At 59.3% G+C, this 17,640-nt stretch carries 19 protein-coding genes; 8 read left to right on the top strand and 11 right to left on the bottom strand.

The window, feature by feature from the left end; genetic code table 11:
- The first annotated feature begins 195 nt into the window (after positions 1 to 195).
- From AD666_RS26410 to AD666_RS07365, 3 genes are all read left to right on the top strand, one after another.
- Positions 196 to 744, top strand: coding sequence for a hypothetical protein (locus tag AD666_RS26410; protein WP_156315920.1), 549 nt, complete (start codon positions 196 to 198; stop codon positions 742 to 744).
- 189 nt (positions 745 to 933) lie between these two features.
- Positions 934 to 1,629, top strand: coding sequence for a DUF1963 domain-containing protein (locus tag AD666_RS07370; RefSeq protein WP_053149509.1), 696 nt, complete (start codon positions 934 to 936; stop codon positions 1,627 to 1,629).
- 73 nt (positions 1,630 to 1,702) lie between these two features.
- Positions 1,703 to 2,185, top strand: coding sequence for a hypothetical protein (locus AD666_RS07365; protein WP_053149506.1), 483 nt, complete (start codon positions 1,703 to 1,705; stop codon positions 2,183 to 2,185).
- Between the two features lie 118 nt (positions 2,186 to 2,303).
- Here the strand turns inward: AD666_RS07365 and AD666_RS07360 are convergent, their stop codons facing one another.
- A complete protein-coding gene (locus AD666_RS07360) occupies positions 2,304 to 3,143 on the bottom strand; it encodes an SDR family oxidoreductase (protein WP_053149504.1) in 840 nt (279 codons plus the stop codon).
- An 86-nt stretch (positions 3,144 to 3,229) separates the two neighbouring features.
- Between AD666_RS07360 and AD666_RS07355 the strand changes: the two genes are divergently transcribed.
- Both AD666_RS07355 and AD666_RS07350 read left to right on the top strand, forming a co-directional pair.
- Positions 3,230 to 3,640, top strand: coding sequence for a helix-turn-helix domain-containing protein (locus tag AD666_RS07355; RefSeq protein ID WP_053149501.1), 411 nt, complete (start codon positions 3,230 to 3,232; stop codon positions 3,638 to 3,640).
- 277 nt (positions 3,641 to 3,917) lie between these two features.
- On the top strand, positions 3,918 to 4,361 hold the full coding sequence (locus AD666_RS07350) for an Lrp/AsnC family transcriptional regulator (protein WP_053149498.1): 444 nt from the start codon (positions 3,918 to 3,920) through the stop codon (positions 4,359 to 4,361).
- 159 nt (positions 4,362 to 4,520) lie between these two features.
- Here the strand turns inward: AD666_RS07350 and AD666_RS07345 are convergent, their stop codons facing one another.
- From AD666_RS07345 to AD666_RS07330, 4 genes are all read right to left on the bottom strand, one after another.
- The gene (locus AD666_RS07345; protein WP_053149495.1) at positions 4,521 to 5,765 is read right to left on the bottom strand and encodes an ATP-grasp domain-containing protein; all 1,245 of its coding nucleotides are present in this window, start codon (positions 5,763 to 5,765) and stop codon (positions 4,521 to 4,523) included.
- Between the two features lie 11 nt (positions 5,766 to 5,776).
- Complete coding sequence (locus AD666_RS07340; protein ID WP_156315918.1) at positions 5,777 to 6,949, bottom strand: hypothetical protein; 1,173 nt, start codon at positions 6,947 to 6,949, stop codon at positions 5,777 to 5,779.
- 51 nt (positions 6,950 to 7,000) lie between these two features.
- Entirely contained in the window at positions 7,001 to 7,252 is a 252-nt protein-coding gene (locus tag AD666_RS07335) for a hypothetical protein (RefSeq protein ID WP_053149490.1), read from the bottom strand.
- A gap of 1,053 nt (positions 7,253 to 8,305) precedes the next feature.
- A complete protein-coding gene (locus AD666_RS07330; protein ID WP_053149487.1) occupies positions 8,306 to 9,472 on the bottom strand; it encodes an MFS transporter in 1,167 nt (388 codons plus the stop codon).
- A gap of 94 nt (positions 9,473 to 9,566) precedes the next feature.
- Here AD666_RS07330 and AD666_RS07325 point away from each other — a divergent pair, with 94 nt between their 5' ends.
- Positions 9,567 to 10,460, top strand: coding sequence for a LysR family transcriptional regulator (locus AD666_RS07325; protein ID WP_053149485.1), 894 nt, complete (start codon positions 9,567 to 9,569; stop codon positions 10,458 to 10,460).
- Positions 10,461 to 10,590: 130 nt separating this feature from the next.
- Here AD666_RS07325 and AD666_RS07320 read toward each other — a convergent pair whose 3' ends face one another.
- The 5 genes from AD666_RS07320 to AD666_RS07300 form a co-directional block, all read right to left on the bottom strand.
- Positions 10,591 to 11,400: an alpha/beta fold hydrolase gene (locus tag AD666_RS07320; RefSeq protein ID WP_053149481.1), complete on the bottom strand. Its 810-nt coding sequence runs from the start codon at positions 11,398 to 11,400 to the stop codon at positions 10,591 to 10,593.
- Between the two features lie 37 nt (positions 11,401 to 11,437).
- A complete protein-coding gene (locus tag AD666_RS07315) occupies positions 11,438 to 12,295 on the bottom strand; it encodes an alpha/beta fold hydrolase (RefSeq protein ID WP_053149478.1) in 858 nt (285 codons plus the stop codon).
- Positions 12,296 to 12,405: 110 nt separating this feature from the next.
- Positions 12,406 to 13,053, bottom strand: coding sequence for a ferric reductase-like transmembrane domain-containing protein (locus AD666_RS07310; RefSeq protein ID WP_053149475.1), 648 nt, complete (start codon positions 13,051 to 13,053; stop codon positions 12,406 to 12,408).
- 210 nt (positions 13,054 to 13,263) lie between these two features.
- Positions 13,264 to 14,577: an ATP-binding protein gene (locus tag AD666_RS07305; RefSeq protein WP_053149472.1), complete on the bottom strand. Its 1,314-nt coding sequence runs from the start codon at positions 14,575 to 14,577 to the stop codon at positions 13,264 to 13,266.
- Positions 14,574 to 15,314: a response regulator gene (locus AD666_RS07300; RefSeq protein ID WP_053149468.1), complete on the bottom strand. Its 741-nt coding sequence runs from the start codon at positions 15,312 to 15,314 to the stop codon at positions 14,574 to 14,576. The genes AD666_RS07305 and AD666_RS07300 overlap by 4 nt, the downstream gene beginning before the upstream one ends.
- A 240-nt stretch (positions 15,315 to 15,554) precedes the next feature.
- On the opposite strand from AD666_RS07300, the gene AD666_RS07295 reads away from it, so the two are divergent.
- On the top strand, positions 15,555 to 15,821 hold the full coding sequence (locus AD666_RS07295; protein WP_053149465.1) for a DUF2790 domain-containing protein: 267 nt from the start codon (positions 15,555 to 15,557) through the stop codon (positions 15,819 to 15,821).
- Between the two features lie 81 nt (positions 15,822 to 15,902).
- Here AD666_RS07295 and AD666_RS07290 read toward each other — a convergent pair whose 3' ends face one another.
- Entirely contained in the window at positions 15,903 to 16,529 is a 627-nt protein-coding gene (locus AD666_RS07290) for a hydrolase (protein ID WP_053149462.1), read from the bottom strand.
- A 205-nt stretch (positions 16,530 to 16,734) separates the two neighbouring features.
- Between AD666_RS07290 and AD666_RS07285 the strand changes: the two genes are divergently transcribed.
- Positions 16,735 to 17,631 carry a LysR family transcriptional regulator gene (locus tag AD666_RS07285; protein WP_053149458.1) on the top strand — a complete coding sequence of 299 codons (897 nt, stop codon included), beginning with the start codon at positions 16,735 to 16,737 and terminating at the stop codon, positions 17,629 to 17,631.
- The last annotated feature ends 9 nt before the right edge of the window (positions 17,632 to 17,640 follow it).

Here is a 17,640-nt window from a genome sequence, read left to right as displayed (position 1 = left end):
CGCCCCACCACCATTCCCTGTGTAGGAATCCCTGTGTGGGAGCGAGCCTGCTCGCGATAACGCCAGATCAGCTTGCACCTCTTCTCAAGCTGCCCACCCCACCACACCCACCACAAATCTCCCGAAACATACCGGTTAATGTTCGGTGCAACTGAATGCAGGCAATCAAAACCTTATTGGGAAAGCGGGTCAACCATGAAAAAAACACGGACGACAATTCTTCTATTACTCACCGCCGCCGCATGCCTGAACGGTTGCTATGACTATCGTAGTGGTAAACATTGGAGCGTCACTGACGACAGCGATTGGAAGTCGGTATCCCCCGTGGAGTGGGTCAATCAGTCCTGTAATTCACCCGCCAAGATCTCAACGGTAAAGGCCAGCGAAGGCTACGCTCATTCGCTATTCCTTATTCCGCTAGGGCTTGGGGGGACTGCTGATAATCCAACAACCACTTCTTTTTTTGTCATTGGAGCAGGTTTGACCGGCCGCTGTGACAACGCTGCGTTGGTCGTATCAGTAAATGGGCGCACGCGAAATGACACGACAATTTCAGCCTGTTTAAAAACCCAAGATTGCTGCGCAATATCCGTCCCTGTCAGCCGCGATGTCATGGAGTCGTTGCAAGTCGCGATCAACAACACCGGTGCGTCTTGTAGCTATGCGCCACTGCTGCTCAATAGCAGGCGGCACGTTTGCCTGCGTGAAACCCGGTTCGGTGGGTCGAATGGATGTGATTACTGAACAGTCAGGGGGCCAGATTTGTTTTTCTAACTCGAGCTGTCCGCTTCGGCCAAAAAGCGGTCCCTCAGGTACGCTGGGAACCCTCGGGAAAATCATTGGCCCAGGGGAGTGGAGGAGAGCCCCACTCTCGTACACTGCCAATCAATCTGCGGCCTTAATGCCTGTAGTAAAAAGGAGGTTTACATCGCCATGGAAATCCAAGAAATCAAGAAACGCTTGGCCCGCCCTGCCGTGAAGCTCATTGCCGGCGGCTTTCGTCCTGCCGGCACCGACGAAGAAAGCTGGCTGGGCAACGTCTTCCTGTTCCGGCCTGATGAAGATGTACCCACCAACCAGGCGGGGCAACCGTTGCTCCCCTATGCGCAGTTTTACCTGCCTGCCCTGCCCATCCACAGCCCGCTGCTGGCGGGAGTTCGTATATTGACGGTGTTCATTTCAAACCCGTTCCCCGAGCACTTTGAGCCCATGGGGAATAATTGGGTCATCCGCGAATATGGGCCGGATGATGTGTTGGTGCGCAAGTCTTTGCCGGTGGCAGGTACATTCCTCAAACCCTTCCCACTGACAGCGCAAGCGGTGCCGGAGGACTTTCCACTGTGGGATGGCGGTGGTGTCCCGGAGGACCTTGAGCAAGCAATCCTCAGGTTGGAACGCGCGGGCGAGATACAGAGCTATTACGACTTGATCACCCACACCTACGAACACAAAATCGGCGGTTACCCTTCGTTTTGCCAGTCGGGTGTTGATCCGGGTGAAGGGTTCGAGTTTGTGTTCCAGATCTCATCGGACGCGAAGATCAATCTGAATGTGGTCGACAGTGGGAGCCTGATGTTCTGGAAGCACAACGAAACTGGGGACTGGGCGCTTTATTACGACTTTTACTAGGAATAGGGGAACAGATTTATTTTCAGAAAATAAATCCCCTTTTTGTCCATCGCTGATCCTCAAAGGAAGATGTATGGCAACCGCACTGCATACCGGGACGCACGCCGGCTATAGCACTCTTGACTGGAACGATGGATACGACGTTAACCTGGGCGACCTCATTCGCCAGCTTCCTCAGCTCGTACGTGGCCGTTATGTGGCAATTGCTGCATCGGATAGCGGGCCCTATAACCTTAGCGCTGCTGAGATTGCTAGCGGATGGCAACGTATAGGTGACTTGGCGATCAGCCCGATCATTACGGATATCGCTCAGCTGCCCACACCGGGCTTTGATGAGTGGTATGTTTTTGAGCGCTTACCTGATCAGGTAAGGCTCTCCAAATTTAGCAGCGCTATCGCATTTCAACCGTTCGGAGAGAGCGATAAGGTCGACGAGTTCTGGTCACAAATTGAAGATTTACAACCAGTACATGCTCTGCTTGGCGGCTGTAGCCTCTTACTGATAACTCAAGACGCCGCAATACATGAGAACGTACTTACGTTCTATTCAACCTAAGCGCTGGGGCGATGTCTTGCACAGATCTGCAGGAATAAGGGGATAGCGCCGTCAGCACTGCGTGCCGGTTGATGTCGGTCGGCACGCGTGTCCATTGTCCTGGCCTTGGTTTGGCTGCTTAACCTAAAGACTCCGCAACCGAAGCAGTCCCCCGCCCAATCAACCGCCCCAACACCCCACTCTCATCAAACAACGCCCCTTTCGCCGCCGCCGCATCAGAATCCGCCAGCAACGCCGCCAACCCCGCCGGCAATCCCACACTGACCAACACCCCCTCAAACTCAGCCTGCGGCAAATTCTGATAAACCACCGGCTTACCCACTTTCTGGCTGATCAACGCAGCCAGTTCGGTCAACGTATAGCTGCTATCCCCCGCCAGTTCATAGACTTTGCCCGCCTGCCCTTCAGTGGTCAGCACCACCGCTGCGGCTTGGGCGTAGTCGGCACGGGGCGCGGAGCTGATGCGGCCCTCGCCGGCGCTGCCGAGCAGGACGCCATGTTCCACGGCGCTCGGTACGTTCGCCAGGTAGTTTTCGGTATACCAGCCGTTGCGCAGCAATACGTGGGGCACGCCCGAGGCTTTCAAGGCGGCTTCGGTATCGCGGTGTTCAGCGGCCAAGCCCAGGGTGGAGGTGTCGGCGTGCAGGACGCTGGTGTAGGCCAGGAGCGAGACACCCGCGGCCTGGGCGGCATCGATCACGGCGCGGTGTTGGGCGGCGCGGCTGCCCAGTTCATTGGAGGAGATCAACAGCAGTTTATCGACGCCTTTGAGCGCGGCGCTCAATGTGGCCGGCTGGTTGTAGTCGGCGCTGCGTACCACCACACCCCGTGCGGCCAGGTTCTGGACTTTGCCGGGGTCTCGGACCAGGGCGACGATTTGCTCGGCGGGCACGCGTTCAAGCAGGGACTGGATAACGAGACGGCCCAGTTGGCCGGAGGCTCCGGTGATGGCGATCATGACAAATACCTTGATGGGGAAAGGACGAAAAGCCATCCTAGGGACCAAGGTAACTTTTTGTAAGTACGTACATAAAGGTAAGTATCGTGGACACAGCCACCGGAAATTCCGAGTCGTTCAGCGCCGCTGTTCGACGCGGCGATGTACTGAGCGCCGACTGCCCTTCTCGCGAAGTCCTCAAGCACATGACCAGCCGCTGGGGCGTGCTGGTGCTGGTCATGCTGCTGGACGGAATGCATCGCTTCAGCGAGCTGCGCCGCAAGATCGGCGGGGTCAGTGAGAAGATGCTGTCGCAGACGTTGCAGGAGCTTGAAGCGGATGGGTTGATCAACCGCAAGTCGCTGCCGGTTGTGCCGCCGCATGTGGAATACCGCTTGACGCCGTTGGGTCTGGAGGCGGCGGAGCATCTTGAGGTGATGGTGAATTGGATTGAGGAGAAGATTCCGCAGATTATGGCGGTGCGGCGGAGTCGGTTAGGAGGTGAGGTGGAGGGGTGATTGGGCTGCTCGGCGGGGAGGCCTTTGCCTATCCACATGATGATGCCCAATTCGGTACTTTTCATCCTGTACGCGTCCAGCTATAAAGCCATTGCGTTGTCCAAGGTGACACAAGACATTTCGCTGAAAACCAATTAGCTATGCATCTTGATACATGCTTTATAACCAGGCTGGCCTTGGTCAAATAGGGATGTTCGCACCGCGGGTAGGGACATAGTTCCAGGACGGACGGCGGGATTCTTATGAAGAGCGAAACCACACGGAAACATAAGTGAGCATGATGCCAGACCTCGACAGCACCGACTTAAAGATCCTCGAAATCCTCACTGCGGACGCACGCACCAGTATTTCGGACATCGCTCGCCGAGTGCACAAGTCTCGGACTGCCGTCGAAGCGCGGGTCGCCCGGATGGAAGCACAGGGGCCCATTCTTGGGTATACCACGCGCCTCGCCGCGCCAACGAATGAAGCACCTTGTCACACCGCGTTCATGCAGTTCACCCACACCCGGCCAAATCTGTGCGCTCAGGTGTGGGACTACATCAAAGACAAGCCTGGCGTGATTGAAGCATTCTCACTGTTCGGCGACGTCGATTTGCTCGTGCGCTACGACCATACTCACATCAGCAACATGATTGAGTTCAAGGAAAGCGCTCTGGCTACCGGACTGGTGAAAAGCGTGACCATTATGCCGGTGTTGCGACATTGGCCGGAGCAGTAACCGGCACCGTCCAAACGCGTAATTGGGGGCAAGTGGCTCTAATAAGCTGTATCGCAAGACTCAGCAGGTCGTCGCTGAAGGATGCACCGCCCTGGTGATGCCCAAGTGATACGAGCAACACCGCACACCGCTCGGACCTGTTGGATATTCAATGCCGATTCAATCATGGAAGCACGACTCCAGAATTTGTCGCACGCGAGCTTCGGCCCGGTCGAGCTCGGCCAGTTCGCTTGCGGCCAGCCAGACGATGCCAGGGCAGGTGGCCAGGTCTCGGGTCAGTGGCAGCCGCTGGTCCGCGTCCATGAAACGTTTGAAACCCTGGAAAGCCCCAACCGTGTGCAGCTGTTGCAGCGCTTGCTCGCTGACTTCAAGGCGGGCGCCCTCTCGTTGGGTGATCAGGAATACGATCCGGCCCTGTTGCCGCAGGCGGCTGGTGGCGGGGTATGCAACCGGCTCATGGATATATGTGGAAATCGCCACCGACAGCAGGTCCGGTTCGTAGCACTGTTTGAAAAGGCTAGGTGCCACGCCACCGTGCAGCCGTGCACCGGCCTCGATCATGACCGGCCCTGCCGGGCTGTCGATCAACTCCATGTGCAGGGGTCCGAAGCGTACATCCAAGGCCGAGGCACAAGCCTTGGCATAGGTCACCAACGCACTGGAGCCTGCGTCGGTGGGGTCCAGGACCTCAAGGCCTTCGTACACGAAACGCGAACCGTTGTGCTCAGCCTTACGGTAGCGGCACAGGCTCGACACGTGGATACCCTGAGCTGACACCACCATATCGACCACATATTCAGGACCGGATACAAACTCCTGAATCAGATAGCGACCCTTGGGCTCCCCCAAAGCGTTGCTACCAAGCCAGTCCAGACTCGCCAGTGCCTGTTCGAGGCCACTTCGTCCTTGGACCAGTTCCACGCCATCCGTCATAAACGAATTGACCGGTTTGAGCACGAACTCGCCCTGCTCAGGAAACTGTTTCAATGCGGCTTGTGCATCCTCCGGCGAGCTGACCTCGACGCTGGGGATATGCCGTAAGCCGGCATTAGCAATGGCGTGCTGCATGGCATTTTTGTCTCGCCGCCAGGCCGACGTTTCCGGGGGATTACCGGAAACGCCGAAGTGCTGCGCCAGTTGGTCGGCCACCCGAACGCCCAGCTCACTGCCCGCCACGACCGCACAAACTTGTCGCGGGTCGATCAACGCAACGATCTCCGTCGCGGCGATCAGTTCGGCCTGTTCGAAACCTTCACCCGTGAATGCCTTGATGAAACGCTCGGGAACCGTGGGCGCTGAAAGGACAGCATGGCAGCGGTAGCCTTTGGCCTTGAACAGCGGTGCGTAGAGAGCCCCAGTCGAGAAGGGGTCAACGATCAGAATCACGTTTTTTTCATGCTTCATGGAATTTTCTCTTAGCGCACCATTACAGCGCGAGGAGGATTCAGCCTGGTCATGACGACCGTCAGCATCAACAACACACCAACGCCCACGAACACATAAGGCGCGGCCGTGCGGCCAAACGCGTAGTCACTGACAAGGAAGCCCACGCACAGCGGGGCCGCCGACTGCAATACGATGAAATACAGAGAACTGGTCGCGGCCAGGCTGTTGGCCTGTTCGGGTGTGGTTGCCAGCTCGATCAAGTGTTGGCGTATGGATATACGCAGGGTGTTGATGCTGAATCCCACCAGCGCGCATACACCGATGGACAGCAACGGCAGCGGGCTGAACGCGAGTACGTAATCTGCCGCGACCAGCAGCCCCGCGAACAGCAGTGCGTTGAGCCTTGGCAAGGGCAAGATCGCCGCAGCGAAGGCGCCCAACCCGGCTACGCCGCTGGCCAGGCCGAACTCGGCGGAACTCCAGCCGTTCAATCCCTGATACACCAGCGGAACCATGGTATTGAATGAGCCGATATGGAAACCGATCATGCCCAGTGCCAGGCACAGCAGGACCGCGCCACTGCCCACCGATGCCGCCGCCGGGGCAACACCGTTCTGACGGTTGGCCGAAGCCGACGGTTGCCCCGCATTGACCCTGGCCACGGAAGCGAAGGCAGTGACGATAAGCGACACAGCGCCCATGCCGTAGACCAGGGTCGGCAGCGAGGCCTTGTCCAGGATCAGTCCGCCCAGGAACGAGCCTGAAAAAGCCCCTAGCTGAAATGCAGTCTGCATCCAGCGTGCGGAGCGCCCACTATCGATCAAGCCAGCCAGTACTTGCTTGGTATTGGCCGCTTCATAAGCGCTAGTAGTGATGTAGTTGAGGATGCCCACCAGCAACGCCGTCAAGACGAAGCCATTCAAAGTTTCCAGTAGGCCACTTGCCGCGATCAGCGCCAGCACTGCATAGACAGCGGTACGCACTAGCACCACGCCACGTACCGGGAGGCGCGTGCTGTCCAGCGCGGGAAACACTCTGCGCAACGTGAACGGGACAAAGGCACTCAGACCAAGTAACACGCCCAGTAGCAACGGCGAGGAAGTCCCCCGAAGCGCCGCCCAGATCAGTCCAATCAACAGCGCCATATCGGTCAGGGCCGATACGGACACCACGGCATAGAAGCTCATTATATGGCGGTTCATGAGCAGATGTCCTCACGTTAAGCTGCGATGGTTGAAACTCATGGTCTTCATTTATGCCTGCCGCAATTGGCTGGCGATGAATACCCCGTGCTGTTCGCAGCGCACTTCAAACAATCCCTTGTCATGACCACCCACATCTTGAAGATGAATGACGGTGATGAAGGTTGGGGATTCTTCTGGATGGTCCTGCCAATGAGCCATAGCGGCGAGTTCAGCCAGATCCTTGGGGGTACACAAGCCGACGTAACTGGACGGTAACGAAAGCTGACCCACCAGTGTGTTGGCGCTATAGCGAATGATCATGCTTTCCCAAGACCCGCTTTAACGGCCTGGGACCGGGTCAGGCTTATCAGGGGGTGTTTGCGCACGAGATCGAGTGCATTTTCCAGCAGGGCATCGTCCATGTATGTCGCGAGCATCTCCAGAGATCCTTATTTAGCTTGCTGTAACTACGGCTATTGTCTACACATAGCCAGCAAGTTAAATAAGCAAATCTAGAGTTTCATTAGTTAAAACGGCGTAAGTGTTAGTGAATTTCACTACGACGGCGAAAGCTCGCAATAGTGGACTTATCCGCACTGGCGTCCCATTGCGTGGGGCCGGTGCTAGGATAGTTTGACGGGGATTTTTTATGCCACAGACTCTACCCTAAGATTAGGGTCAGCACTTTTGATGCCATAAAGCTGCAACTGATAATAAGTATAAAAACAGGAAGTCGTTAAAAACATCAAGAAAGTTGGCAAATGGTTCGGGTGCAACCAGTAAATCAGGTTTTCAATTAATAGGACTGCCGTTACGATAGTAGCTAGAATGCTTATCAATTTTGCAAGAAGGGTACAGGGCGTATTGTTTAACCTTCTTGATCGATAGCGTCGCTGCAGCCTTAGAGCCAGCAACGATATGAACAGCGTGCCAACAATCGCTGCGAATGGGATGGCAATGATGTCATGCTCGACTGCATACACATCATTCTCAAAGTTTGAATATAAATTGTAGCCACCGATTATCGGTGTAGCTGAGAGACTTGCCAAATACAATAACAACGAATATCTTATCTTCATACTTCTGTTTTTGTATTACGGCAACAGCGCTATCCATGCCAGAGACACTTCGCAAAGTTAAATATACTGTCACCGAAACTGCTTATCTGAATTTCCAATTAAGCACGGAGTAGCAGTACCCTCAATACCTCAATGGCAGCTTAGGAGATGGACTACAAGACTTTCGGAATAAGGGGACGAATTTATTTCCAATATTCAATCCGTTCCCTTTTCCCGTTCAGCTAATCGGCTCAAACTGCCGACGTTTCAGGCCCAAGGCCACGGCAACGTTCAGTGGGGATGATCCTTTCCCCTATCACACCACCGAAGCCTCAACCCCTCTCGAACGCCAGGCAAACCCCAGCACCATCAGCAACCCCAGCCCCGCCATCGCCGCGCCGGCCAGGGGGATCGCCGGGTAGCCCAGCCCGGCGTTGATCACCGCGCCACCCAGGGCCGCGCCGATGGCGTTGCCGAAATTGAAGGCGCCGATATTGACCGCCGAGGCCAGGTTGGGGGCGTCCTTGGCGGCTTCCATCACGCGCATCTGCAAGGGCGGTACCAGGGCGAAGCTGGCGATGCCCCAGACCAGGATGGCGACACTGGTCGGCAGCGACCAGCGCATCAGGACGGTGAACGCCAGCAAGACGACGATCAGCACGCTCAGGGAAACGATCAGGGTGCGGTCTATCGAACGATCGGCCGCCCTGCCGCCCCACATGTTGCCCAGTGTCAGCCCCACGCCAAACAGCACCAGCATGGCAGTGATGAAGGCGGTGGATGCGTGGGTTTCGCTGCTCAGGATCGGCGCAATGTAAGTGAAGACGGTGAACATCGCCCCCGAGCCGACTACGGTGAGGGCCAGCGCGGCCAGTACCGGGCCACGGCCGAGTACGCGGATTTCCGCCGCTGCGCCGCCGCTCTTCGGCAGGGGGACATCGGGCAGGGCGAACCACAACGCGACCATGGCCAGCACGCCGAGGCCGGTGATGCCCCAGAAGGCCGTGCGCCAGCCGAACAGATCGCCAAACCAGGCGGCCAGCGGCACGCCGCCGATGGTCGCCAGGGTCAAGCCCATGAACATGGCGGCGACCGCTCCTGCGCGTTTTTCCGGGGCGACCACGCTGGCGGCGACGATGGAGCCGACGCCAAAGAACGCACCGTGGTTCAGCGAGGTCACCACCCTGGCCGCCAGCAGGCTGTAGTAATCGGTCGCCAGCGCCGACATGAGGTTGCCCAGGGTGAAAATGGCCATCAGCCCGATCAGCAGATAGCGCCGGGGAACCCTGCCGGTGGTCAGGGTCATCAGCGGCGCGCCCAACAGCACGCCCATGGCGTAGGCACTGACGAGCAGGCCTGCCGCCGGAATGGAAACGCCGAGGTCCGCCGCGATACCAGGCAACATGCCCATGGGCGCGAACTCGGTGACGCCGATGCCAAAGGCACCGATAGCGAGTGCAACGAGGGGAGGATTGATCTGCATGGAAGTCTCCTTATCTGTGCCATAAATGCTACGATCCTTGATTTCCTCGCGGTAGACCGGTTTTTCTACATACACTTTTGCCTACGGAGCACAAATGGACATTCAGGGCCGGTCAGGTGAAATGACGGTGTTCGCTACGGTGGCCCAGGAAGGCAGTCTCTCGGCGGCCGCGCGAGCGCTGGGGCTGACCCCCTCGGCGGTCAGCCGGATCATCGCGCGCACCGAGCAACGGCTTGGCACCCGCCTGCTGTTGCGCACGACCCGGGCGATCACCTTTACCATCGAGGGCGAGGCTTACCTGCGCGCCGCCCGGCGGATCCTGGCCGACATGGCCGAGGTCGAAGAAGCCATTGCCGACCAGGGTGTGCCGAAGGGGCGTCTGCGGGTCAGTGCGGCGCTCGGCCACGGGCGGCAGACCATCGTTCCGCTGGTGGCGGCGTTCAGTGCCCGCTACCCGAATATCGTCATCGATCTCAACCTGGGGGACGAAGTGGTCGATATTCTCGCCGGTCAGGCCGACGTGGCGGTGCGCTTCGGCCATCTACCCGACAGCCCGCTGACGGCACGCAAGATCGGTGAAACCGGCCAGGTGGTGGTGGCCTCGCCGCGGTACCTGGAGCGCCATGGCACACCCCAGGAGCCGGAAGAGTTGCTGAGCCACAACTGCCTGCGCTTCAACTTCCGCCGTGCCGAACCCAACTGGCCGTTCATCCGCAACGGCAAAGCGTTTTCCCTGAAGGTCAGCGGCAACATCGAGTGCAGCAGTGGTGAGGCGCTCGCACGACTGGCACGGGTAGGCGCCGGCATTGCCCGTATCGGCGAGTTCAGCGTGGCCGAAGATCTGCGGCGCGGCGATCTGGTATCGCTGCTGGATGCCTGGAACCCCGGCGACCGGGAGCCGATCCATGCCGTGTTCGTGGGCGGCGCGGCCATGCCAGCGCGGGTGCGGGTGTTCGTGGATTTTCTGGTGGAGCATCACCGGATGTAAGCCGACCCTAGCCACGAAACGCTTCCCAATGAAAAAACCCGGCCTACCGTGCCGGGTTTTGGGTTCTTCTCGGAGCAACAGGCGGATGCGCGAATCGGGCCTTTGGCGCCAAAGGCCCGGCTCAGCGGAATCAGCCCTTGGAACTGGCCTGCGCCGCTTCAACGATCAGCTCTGCCACTTTATCCGGGTTGGACGTCATCACCACGTGGGACGCGCCCTGGACAGTGACGGTCTTCTTCGAACCTGCACGGTCGGCCATGAACTTCAGGGCAGCCTCGGGAATGTTCTTGTCCGCCGAGCCGTAGATGAACCAGGACGGCGTTTTTTTCCAGGCCGGTTCGCCAGACGCTTCCTTCAAGGCCGCCTCGCTGATGGGCCGTTGTGTGGCAGCCATCAACGCGGATTCGGCCGCCGGCACGTCGGCGGCAAACTGTTGGCCGAATTTGTCCTGCTGGATGTAGAGGTCTTTATTGCCGTCGTCCAGCGGCACCGGCGCGGCCAAGGTCGGCCCGAGGGTGCCGCCAGGGTAGCGGCCGGACAATTCGATGGCGGTTTCGCCTTTGTCCGGCGCGAAGGCCGCAACGTAGACCAGCGCCTTGACGCGGGGGTTGTCATGCACAGCGTTGGTGATCACGGCTCCGCCGTAGGAGTGACCCACGAGGATGACCGGTCCGGCGGTGTGCTCGACGATGTCGGCGACGTAGTCGGCGTCCTGCTTCACGCCGCGCAGCGGGTTGGCTGCAGCCACCACCGGATAACCCTGGTTCAGTAACCGGGCGGCAACGCCGTTCCAGCTGGACGATTCGGCGAATGCGCCATGCACCAGCACGACGGTGGGCTTGGCGGCGTCGGGTTGCGCGGCGGCGCTGTGAAGCGAGGTCAGTGCCAACGCAGCGGTAATGGTAGCGGCCAAGAGCGATTTGATATTGAGCATGATCATTCCTTTTTCTTTATGGGTAGCAGCGGGTGCGATGGGTTTACTGGCCCAGGAAGTCCAACAGGTCCTGGTTCAGACGGTCCTTATGGGTGTCGGTCAGGCCGTGGGGCGCACCCGGATAGACGATCAACTCGGCGTTGCGCACCAGCCGGGCGGCGGCATGGGCTGAGGCGTCAATCGGGACGATCTGATCATCGTCGCCGTGCACGATCAGGGTCGGCACGTCGAACTTGGCCAGGTCGGCGCGGAAGTCCGTCGCCGAGAATGCCGCGATGCAGTCATAGGTGTTCTTGTGGCCGGCTTGCATGCCCTGCACCCAGAATGAATCGATCAGTCCTTGGGAGACTTTCGCTCCGTCGCGGTTGAAGCCGAAGAACGGGCCAGACGCAATGTCGCGATATAGTTGCGAACGGTTGTCCAGAGAGGCCTGGCGCAGGCCGTCGAACACTTCGATCGGCAGGCCGCCCGGGTAGTCCTCGGCCTTGAGCATCATCGGCGGCACGGCGCTGATCAGGGCGGCCTTCTTCACCCGAGCGGTACCATGGCGACCGATGTAGCGGGTGATTTCTCCGCCACCGGTGGAGAAGCCCACCAGGGTGACGTCGTTGAGGTCCAGGGTGTTGATTACAGCGGCCAGGTCATCGGCGTAGTGATCCATGTCGTTGCCTTCCCACGGTTGGCTGGAGCGACCATGTCCGCGGCGGTCGTGGGCGATGACCCGATAGCCCTTGTCCGCCAGGAACAGCATCTGCGACTCCCAGCTATCGGAATTCAGCGGCCAGCCATGGCTGAACGTCACGACCTGCCCCTCTTTCGGGCCCCAATCCTTGTAGTAGAGCTGTACGCCGTCCTGGGTGGTGATGTAGCTGCCGGTTTGGGTCGGGATGCGGGTGCTCATTCTTTTGCTTCCTTGTTTTGGGCAGTCGGGGTGACCGCTTCTGAGAAATGTGTGGAAGAGATAAGTCGTGCCTGAGAAGGCTGCTTCGCTTGCTGCCGATCGCGAGTCTGTCAGGAGGCGACTGCCGCCCGGCGCATCGACGCCTGCCTGGCTTGGCTGCGCTTGTTGGCCTTGGCCAGCTTGCCCACCAGTCGGATCGCCACGGCGGCGCAGGTGATGCCGAAGGGCAGCACGTACCAGTCGCTCATCGGGATGCGTTTGAAGTTGGAGAAGGCGAATACGGCGGCAATGACCCACATGCCGGTGACGTGCAACGTCTTCCATGCCTTGGGCCCCAGCAACCGGGCTGGCCCTTTGAATGAGGTCAGTGCCATCAGCAGAATGAAGGCGTAGGCGGTTCCGCCTGGAATGTTGTTCGCCACGGTGCGGGCGGGCCAGAACTCGGTATTGAGTTGCCCATAGGCGTAGATCAGCACGGCATGCACCAGATGCGAGAAGGCAAAGGCGAGGCCGATGAAGCGCCTTTCGCGCACCAGTGCCTTGGAGAATGGTGAAGGCACCAGTACGGCAAAGGCCGACGCGGTGAATGCGATCAGAAACAATGCGAAGGAAGAACGGGCGGTGGCACGAATGGCGCTGCGCAATCCTTCGACTAGATCAGGGTGGACGGCTACGGTCGTGATGCTCATCGCGACCACCAGCGCCGCGATCAGGCCGAACAGTTGCCAGCCCTGGGGGCGGAAGGTTGAGGTATTCATGGCAAGAACTCCTGTCGTGAGGGCTCGCTATTCGGGGATCCGATGGCGAGTCGATGGAGAGAATTCTTGCAGGGGCATGTATACCGGCTATGTTCGACAACCGGCGGTTATACGTTCTTATGAGTATGCGAATGTGCTGGATACAGTGGCTTACAAATGGCCCCTGGATCCGGCCGGTAGAGGCTGCACACAAGGTGCAGCCAGCACAGCCTACCGATCGGCGCTGAAGTCGAGGGTCACGCAAAGACCGCCGCCGTCGCGGTTGCGCAGGCTCAGCGACCCACCAATCGCGACAGCCAATTGCTGGGCGATGGCCAGGCCCAGGCCGGTGCCGCCAGTGCTGCGGTTGCGTGAGCTTTCCACCCGATAGAACGGCTTGACCACCTCGGCCAGGACCTCCTCGGGAATGCCCGGGCCTCGGTCGAGCACACTGATCGAAACGCCCGTGCTCGCGTCGCCACCGATCTCCACCTCGGCGGAGCCAGCGTACTTCAGCGCGTTGTCCACCAGATTCACCAGGATACGGCGCAGGGCATGGGGTCTTGTCTCGATGACCGCGCCGTTCTTGCCGCACAGGCTGACCTCGCGACCGGTGTCCTGATAGTCGCAGACCAGGCTGTCGAGAAACGAGTCCAGCCCGATGCGGCAACTGGCCTCGGTCGCGCCATGGACACTGCGAGCATAAGCAACGCCTTCGCGCACCAGGTGCTCGATTTCATTCAGGTCGTTGCCCAGTTTGTCCTTCTCTACCGAGTCGTCCATGAATTCGGCGCGCAGCTTCATGCGCGTGATGGGAGTCTGCAAGTCATGGGAAATGGCCGCCAGCAGTTGCATGCGCTCTTTCAGGTAAGCGGCGATACGCGCCTGCATGCTGTTGAAGGCCCGGGCGGCGTAGGCGACTTCCCGAGGGCCGCTTTCATCCAGCTGTACGGGGTGTGCATTCGGGTCGAGGTTCTCGACCGCCTCGGCCAGGCGGCTGAGCGGGCGTATCGCGATCCGCACCGCCAGCCAGGTGCAACCGATCAGCAACACCAGCTGGCCGACCAGGACAAAGGGCAGCCAGGGCGACAACGGCCTGACCGAGGGCCGCACGTCGATGGTGACCGGGCTGCCGTCAGCCAGTCGCACCTGGGCCTGGAAGTGCTGCTGCGGCCCGGGGATCTGGACGAAGGTCAGGTCATAGTTGCGGCCAAGCGCGCCTTGAAGCGATTGCGCGGCCGTCGCCGCGAGATCGTTCGAGGCCAGTGCAATGCCAGGGTCATGTTCGCGCAGCAAGTAGTCATAGTTGCGCCGCTGCAGACGCTTGGTCCACGCCGGACGCTCGTCGGCAGGCAGACGGTCGAGGATGGCGATGGAGGTCGCCGTGTCGTGCTCGAAGTTGCCCAACATGGCCGTCTTGGTGCTTTGGTAGCGTTCGTAATACTGGGCCGCGAACGTCAGGGACTGGGCGAGTATCAAACCGACCAAGAACACCAGCCATAGCCGCGAGGCCAGTGTGCGGGGCCATTGCAACGCGAGCTTCATGCCTGCTCCTCGAGCATTTCGACCGCAAAGGTAAAGACGTAGCCTTCATTGCGCACGGTCTTCAAATAGAGCGGTTCGCGGGCGTCATCCAGCAAGCGCTGCCGCACGCGGCTGACCAGCAAGTCAATGGAGCGGTCGAAGATGTCCGCGTCACGGCCCTGGGTCAGGTTGAGTAACTGGTCGCGACTCAGCACCCGCTGAGGGTGATCGAGAAATACCCGCAGCAGCCTGTACTCGGCGCCGCTCAGCGAAACGAGGGTGTCATCTTCATCGAGCAGATGGCGGGCGGTGGTGTCCAGGCGCCAGCGGCCGAACTTGAGCATGCGACCACTTTCGCTGACGACGAAGTTGGGTGGCAGCATGCGGGTACGTCGCAGCACGGCATTGATCCGCGCCAGCAACTCCCGGGCAGCGAAGGGTTTGGCCAGATAGTCGTCGGCGCCCATTTCCAGGCCAATGATGCGGTCGGTTTCGTCGGTGCGAGCGGTCAGCATCAGTACCGGAGTTGCCTTGTGCTTGCCGGCGCGCAGTTCGCGGCACAGCAGCAGCCCGTCATCCCCCGGCATCATGATGTCGAGGACGATGAGATCCACCTGGTTGGTTTCGAGAAAAGCCCTCATCTGGCGACCATCCGCAACCACGGTGGTGCGCAGACCATTCTTCTTCAGGTAGTTGCCGACCAACTCCCTGATCTCGCGATCATCATCCACGATCAATATGTGATCGACACGTTCCATGCCCTGCTCTCCGAAATGCGCGCAACCATTGCGCAGTGTGGCGATGCCCCGTTGACCAGAGCCCAGACAAAACAGCGGCGATTGTATCGCTGTGTATCGCAACCCGCCTCGGATACGTAACGCATTCAACCGAGGCGTTTCTCGACACAGCCGAGATACTCCACGGGCCTTTAATGAGCGCCATCGAGACAACATGAATCGCCTCGATGAAACCATCGAATTCATTGAAGGAAGACGACCATGAACCTGAAAAATATCGCCACCGCGTGCCTGATCACTGCCCTGGGCGCCGGCGCATTGCCTGCCATGGCCCAGAACACAGCAGCCAGCGAAAGCTACACCTACGGCACCCACCTGGACATCAAGCAAGTGGTCTCGCTGACCGAAGACAGTGGCCAGACCTGCGGGTTGGTGAATGCAAAGATGACCTACCTCGATTCAATGGGTGAGCAGCGAGCCGTGACGTACCTCAAGCATGCGGCCAGTTGCAATAACGAAGGGAGCTGACCTTCAGGAAAAGCATGAAAAAGGGTGAGACCTGTTTTTACGGGCCTCACCCCTTCTCACCTCATTACTCAGAGACTTAGCCTACAGGGCCTTTTCAGCATTAAAACCATCAGCGTTTTCAAACACGCCCATAAAGCCCGCGACAGTCGCTTCCCGCGCCCAATCGCGCTGGAGTTCGCAATACATCTGCACGCGACTGATCAGTTTGGCCCCCGCTTGCTCGATTCGCCGTAACGCCGCCTCATGCGCGGCAACGGAGGTGCCACCGACTGCGTCAACCGGCACGTAGACTTCATAACCCTCCTGTATCGCATCGAGTACTGGAAAGGTCAGGCACGCTTCAGTCCAGAGCGCGGTCATGATGAGTTTGCGCCGGCCAGTGGCTTTGACTGCCTGCTTGAACTCGACGTCTTCCCAACTGTTGATCGAGGTTCGGTCGTAAGTGGGCAGATGACCCATGACGTTCTGCAACTGTTCGATGGGCGGTTTGTTGCGACCGGTAGCGACGTTGACCGTCGAATGGATGATCGGAAGGTTGTAGTTGATCGCCGCCTTGGCCACGCTCGTGATGTTGAACACCAGTTCGTCACGCGGCATCGAGCGGATCGAGGACACTTGGATGGGCTGGTAGTCGATGATGATCAGCGCCGAGTTTTCAGGCGACAAGAGGTGGTCGGTCAGGGGGTTGCGGATTGCCTCGCTTGTCATGTGCTGCTCCTGCTTCTAGTTGTCGTTTGCGCATGGACGGTTCGAGGGCTCGATTGATGAAGAGCGAGCCCGCTGAAGTCGTCACTGCGTTGGAGGTGCTCACTTTCCGGGCGACGTCGCCAGGAAGCAGGATTGTGCTGTTGCGCCACTTGACTCAGTAGTAGCATCCCGAGGGTTTCTGTGTTGCAGAATGGGGAACGCTGATTTGGATATCGAAGCGCTGCAAACCTTTGTAGAGGTCGCTGATGCCGGGGGTATTTCGCCGGCGGCGCTGCGGCTGGGCCTGTCCAAATCGATCGTCAGCCGCAGGCTGGTGCGGCTGGAGGCGGAGCTGGGTATCCAGTTATTGGCGCGAACGACTCGCGGGGCGGCCCTCACCGAGGCGGGAACCGCTTTTCGCGAACATGCGGCCAGGGTCTGCGCCGAGATCGACATGGCCAAGGAAACGCTGCTGCCCACAGGGCCCCTTCGCGGTCGGTTGCGCATTGCCGCCCCGCTTTCTTTTGGACCGACTCACTTTGCGCCGATGTTGGCGGAAATGGCTCGCCGCCATCCCTCGCTGCATATTCAGACCTGCTACAGCGATCGCTTCGTCGATTTGATCGCCGAAGGTTTTGATTGCGCGATACGCGTCGGCTATCTGCCGGACTCAAACCTGATTGCCAGGGGTATCGGCCCGATTTATACCAAGCTCGTCGCCAGCCCCGGTTATATCGAGGCCCATGGCGCACCCGAATCGCCCGAGGCATTGTCTGCACACGAGGCGCTCATGCAGGGCACCGAATCCTGGCAGTTCATGGACGGCGGCAAAGTGGTGACGGTTCGTCCACACGGACGCTTCAAGGCGGACAACGGCGTCGCTCTGGTCGCTGCCGCTGTCGCAGGGTTGGGGGTCGCCTATCTGCCGGACTGCCTGACCTATGAAGGTGTGAGGTCAGGGGCGCTGGTGCCCATCATGACCCGGTATCCACCGCCTCCGGCAGGCGCTTATGTTGTCCGTCCGCCAGGGCAGCATCCGGCTCGGAAGATACAAGCCCTCACGGAACTCTTGATCGAGTCGTTCGGGCAGTCTCCACACTTCGCAAAACCGGTTTCCCTATGAGCGGGCCGC

Origin of the sequence: Pseudomonas sp. Pf153, assembly GCF_001269775.1 — a bacterium.
In the GTDB taxonomy this organism is placed as follows: Bacteria; Pseudomonadota; Gammaproteobacteria; order Pseudomonadales; family Pseudomonadaceae; genus Aquipseudomonas; species Aquipseudomonas uvaldensis.
This window is presented reverse-complemented; position numbering and strand designations above follow the sequence as displayed.

Excerpts from the sequence above, each read along its gene's own strand:
- AD666_RS07305 (WP_053149472.1), bottom strand. The coding sequence starts at position 14,577 with ATGAAGCTCGCGTTGCAATGGCCCCGCACACTGGCCTCGCGGCTATGG.
- AD666_RS07295 (WP_053149465.1), top strand. The coding sequence starts at position 15,555 with ATGAACCTGAAAAATATCGCCACCGCGTGCCTGATCACTGCCCTGGGC.
- AD666_RS07370 (WP_053149509.1), top strand. The coding sequence starts at position 934 with ATGGAAATCCAAGAAATCAAGAAACGCTTGGCCCGCCCTGCCGTGAAG.
- AD666_RS07340 (WP_156315918.1), bottom strand. The coding sequence starts at position 6,949 with ATGAACCGCCATATAATGAGCTTCTATGCCGTGGTGTCCGTATCGGCC.
- AD666_RS07290 (WP_053149462.1), bottom strand. The coding sequence starts at position 16,529 with ATGACAAGCGAGGCAATCCGCAACCCCCTGACCGACCACCTCTTGTCG.
- AD666_RS07335 (WP_053149490.1), bottom strand. The coding sequence starts at position 7,252 with ATGATCATTCGCTATAGCGCCAACACACTGGTGGGTCAGCTTTCGTTA.
- AD666_RS07360 (WP_053149504.1), bottom strand. The coding sequence starts at position 3,143 with ATGATCGCCATCACCGGAGCCTCCGGCCAACTGGGCCGTCTCGTTATC.
- AD666_RS07310 (WP_053149475.1), bottom strand. The coding sequence starts at position 13,053 with ATGAATACCTCAACCTTCCGCCCCCAGGGCTGGCAACTGTTCGGCCTG.
- AD666_RS07365 (WP_053149506.1), top strand. The coding sequence starts at position 1,703 with ATGGCAACCGCACTGCATACCGGGACGCACGCCGGCTATAGCACTCTT.
- AD666_RS07330 (WP_053149487.1), bottom strand. The coding sequence starts at position 9,472 with ATGCAGATCAATCCTCCCCTCGTTGCACTCGCTATCGGTGCCTTTGGC.
- AD666_RS07300 (WP_053149468.1), bottom strand. The coding sequence starts at position 15,314 with ATGGAACGTGTCGATCACATATTGATCGTGGATGATGATCGCGAGATC.
- AD666_RS07345 (WP_053149495.1), bottom strand. The coding sequence starts at position 5,765 with ATGAAGCATGAAAAAAACGTGATTCTGATCGTTGACCCCTTCTCGACT.
- AD666_RS07320 (WP_053149481.1), bottom strand. The coding sequence starts at position 11,400 with ATGATCATGCTCAATATCAAATCGCTCTTGGCCGCTACCATTACCGCT.
- AD666_RS26410 (WP_156315920.1), top strand. The coding sequence starts at position 196 with ATGAAAAAAACACGGACGACAATTCTTCTATTACTCACCGCCGCCGCA.
- AD666_RS07350 (WP_053149498.1), top strand. The coding sequence starts at position 3,918 with ATGATGCCAGACCTCGACAGCACCGACTTAAAGATCCTCGAAATCCTC.
- AD666_RS07315 (WP_053149478.1), bottom strand. The coding sequence starts at position 12,295 with ATGAGCACCCGCATCCCGACCCAAACCGGCAGCTACATCACCACCCAG.
- AD666_RS07325 (WP_053149485.1), top strand. The coding sequence starts at position 9,567 with ATGGACATTCAGGGCCGGTCAGGTGAAATGACGGTGTTCGCTACGGTG.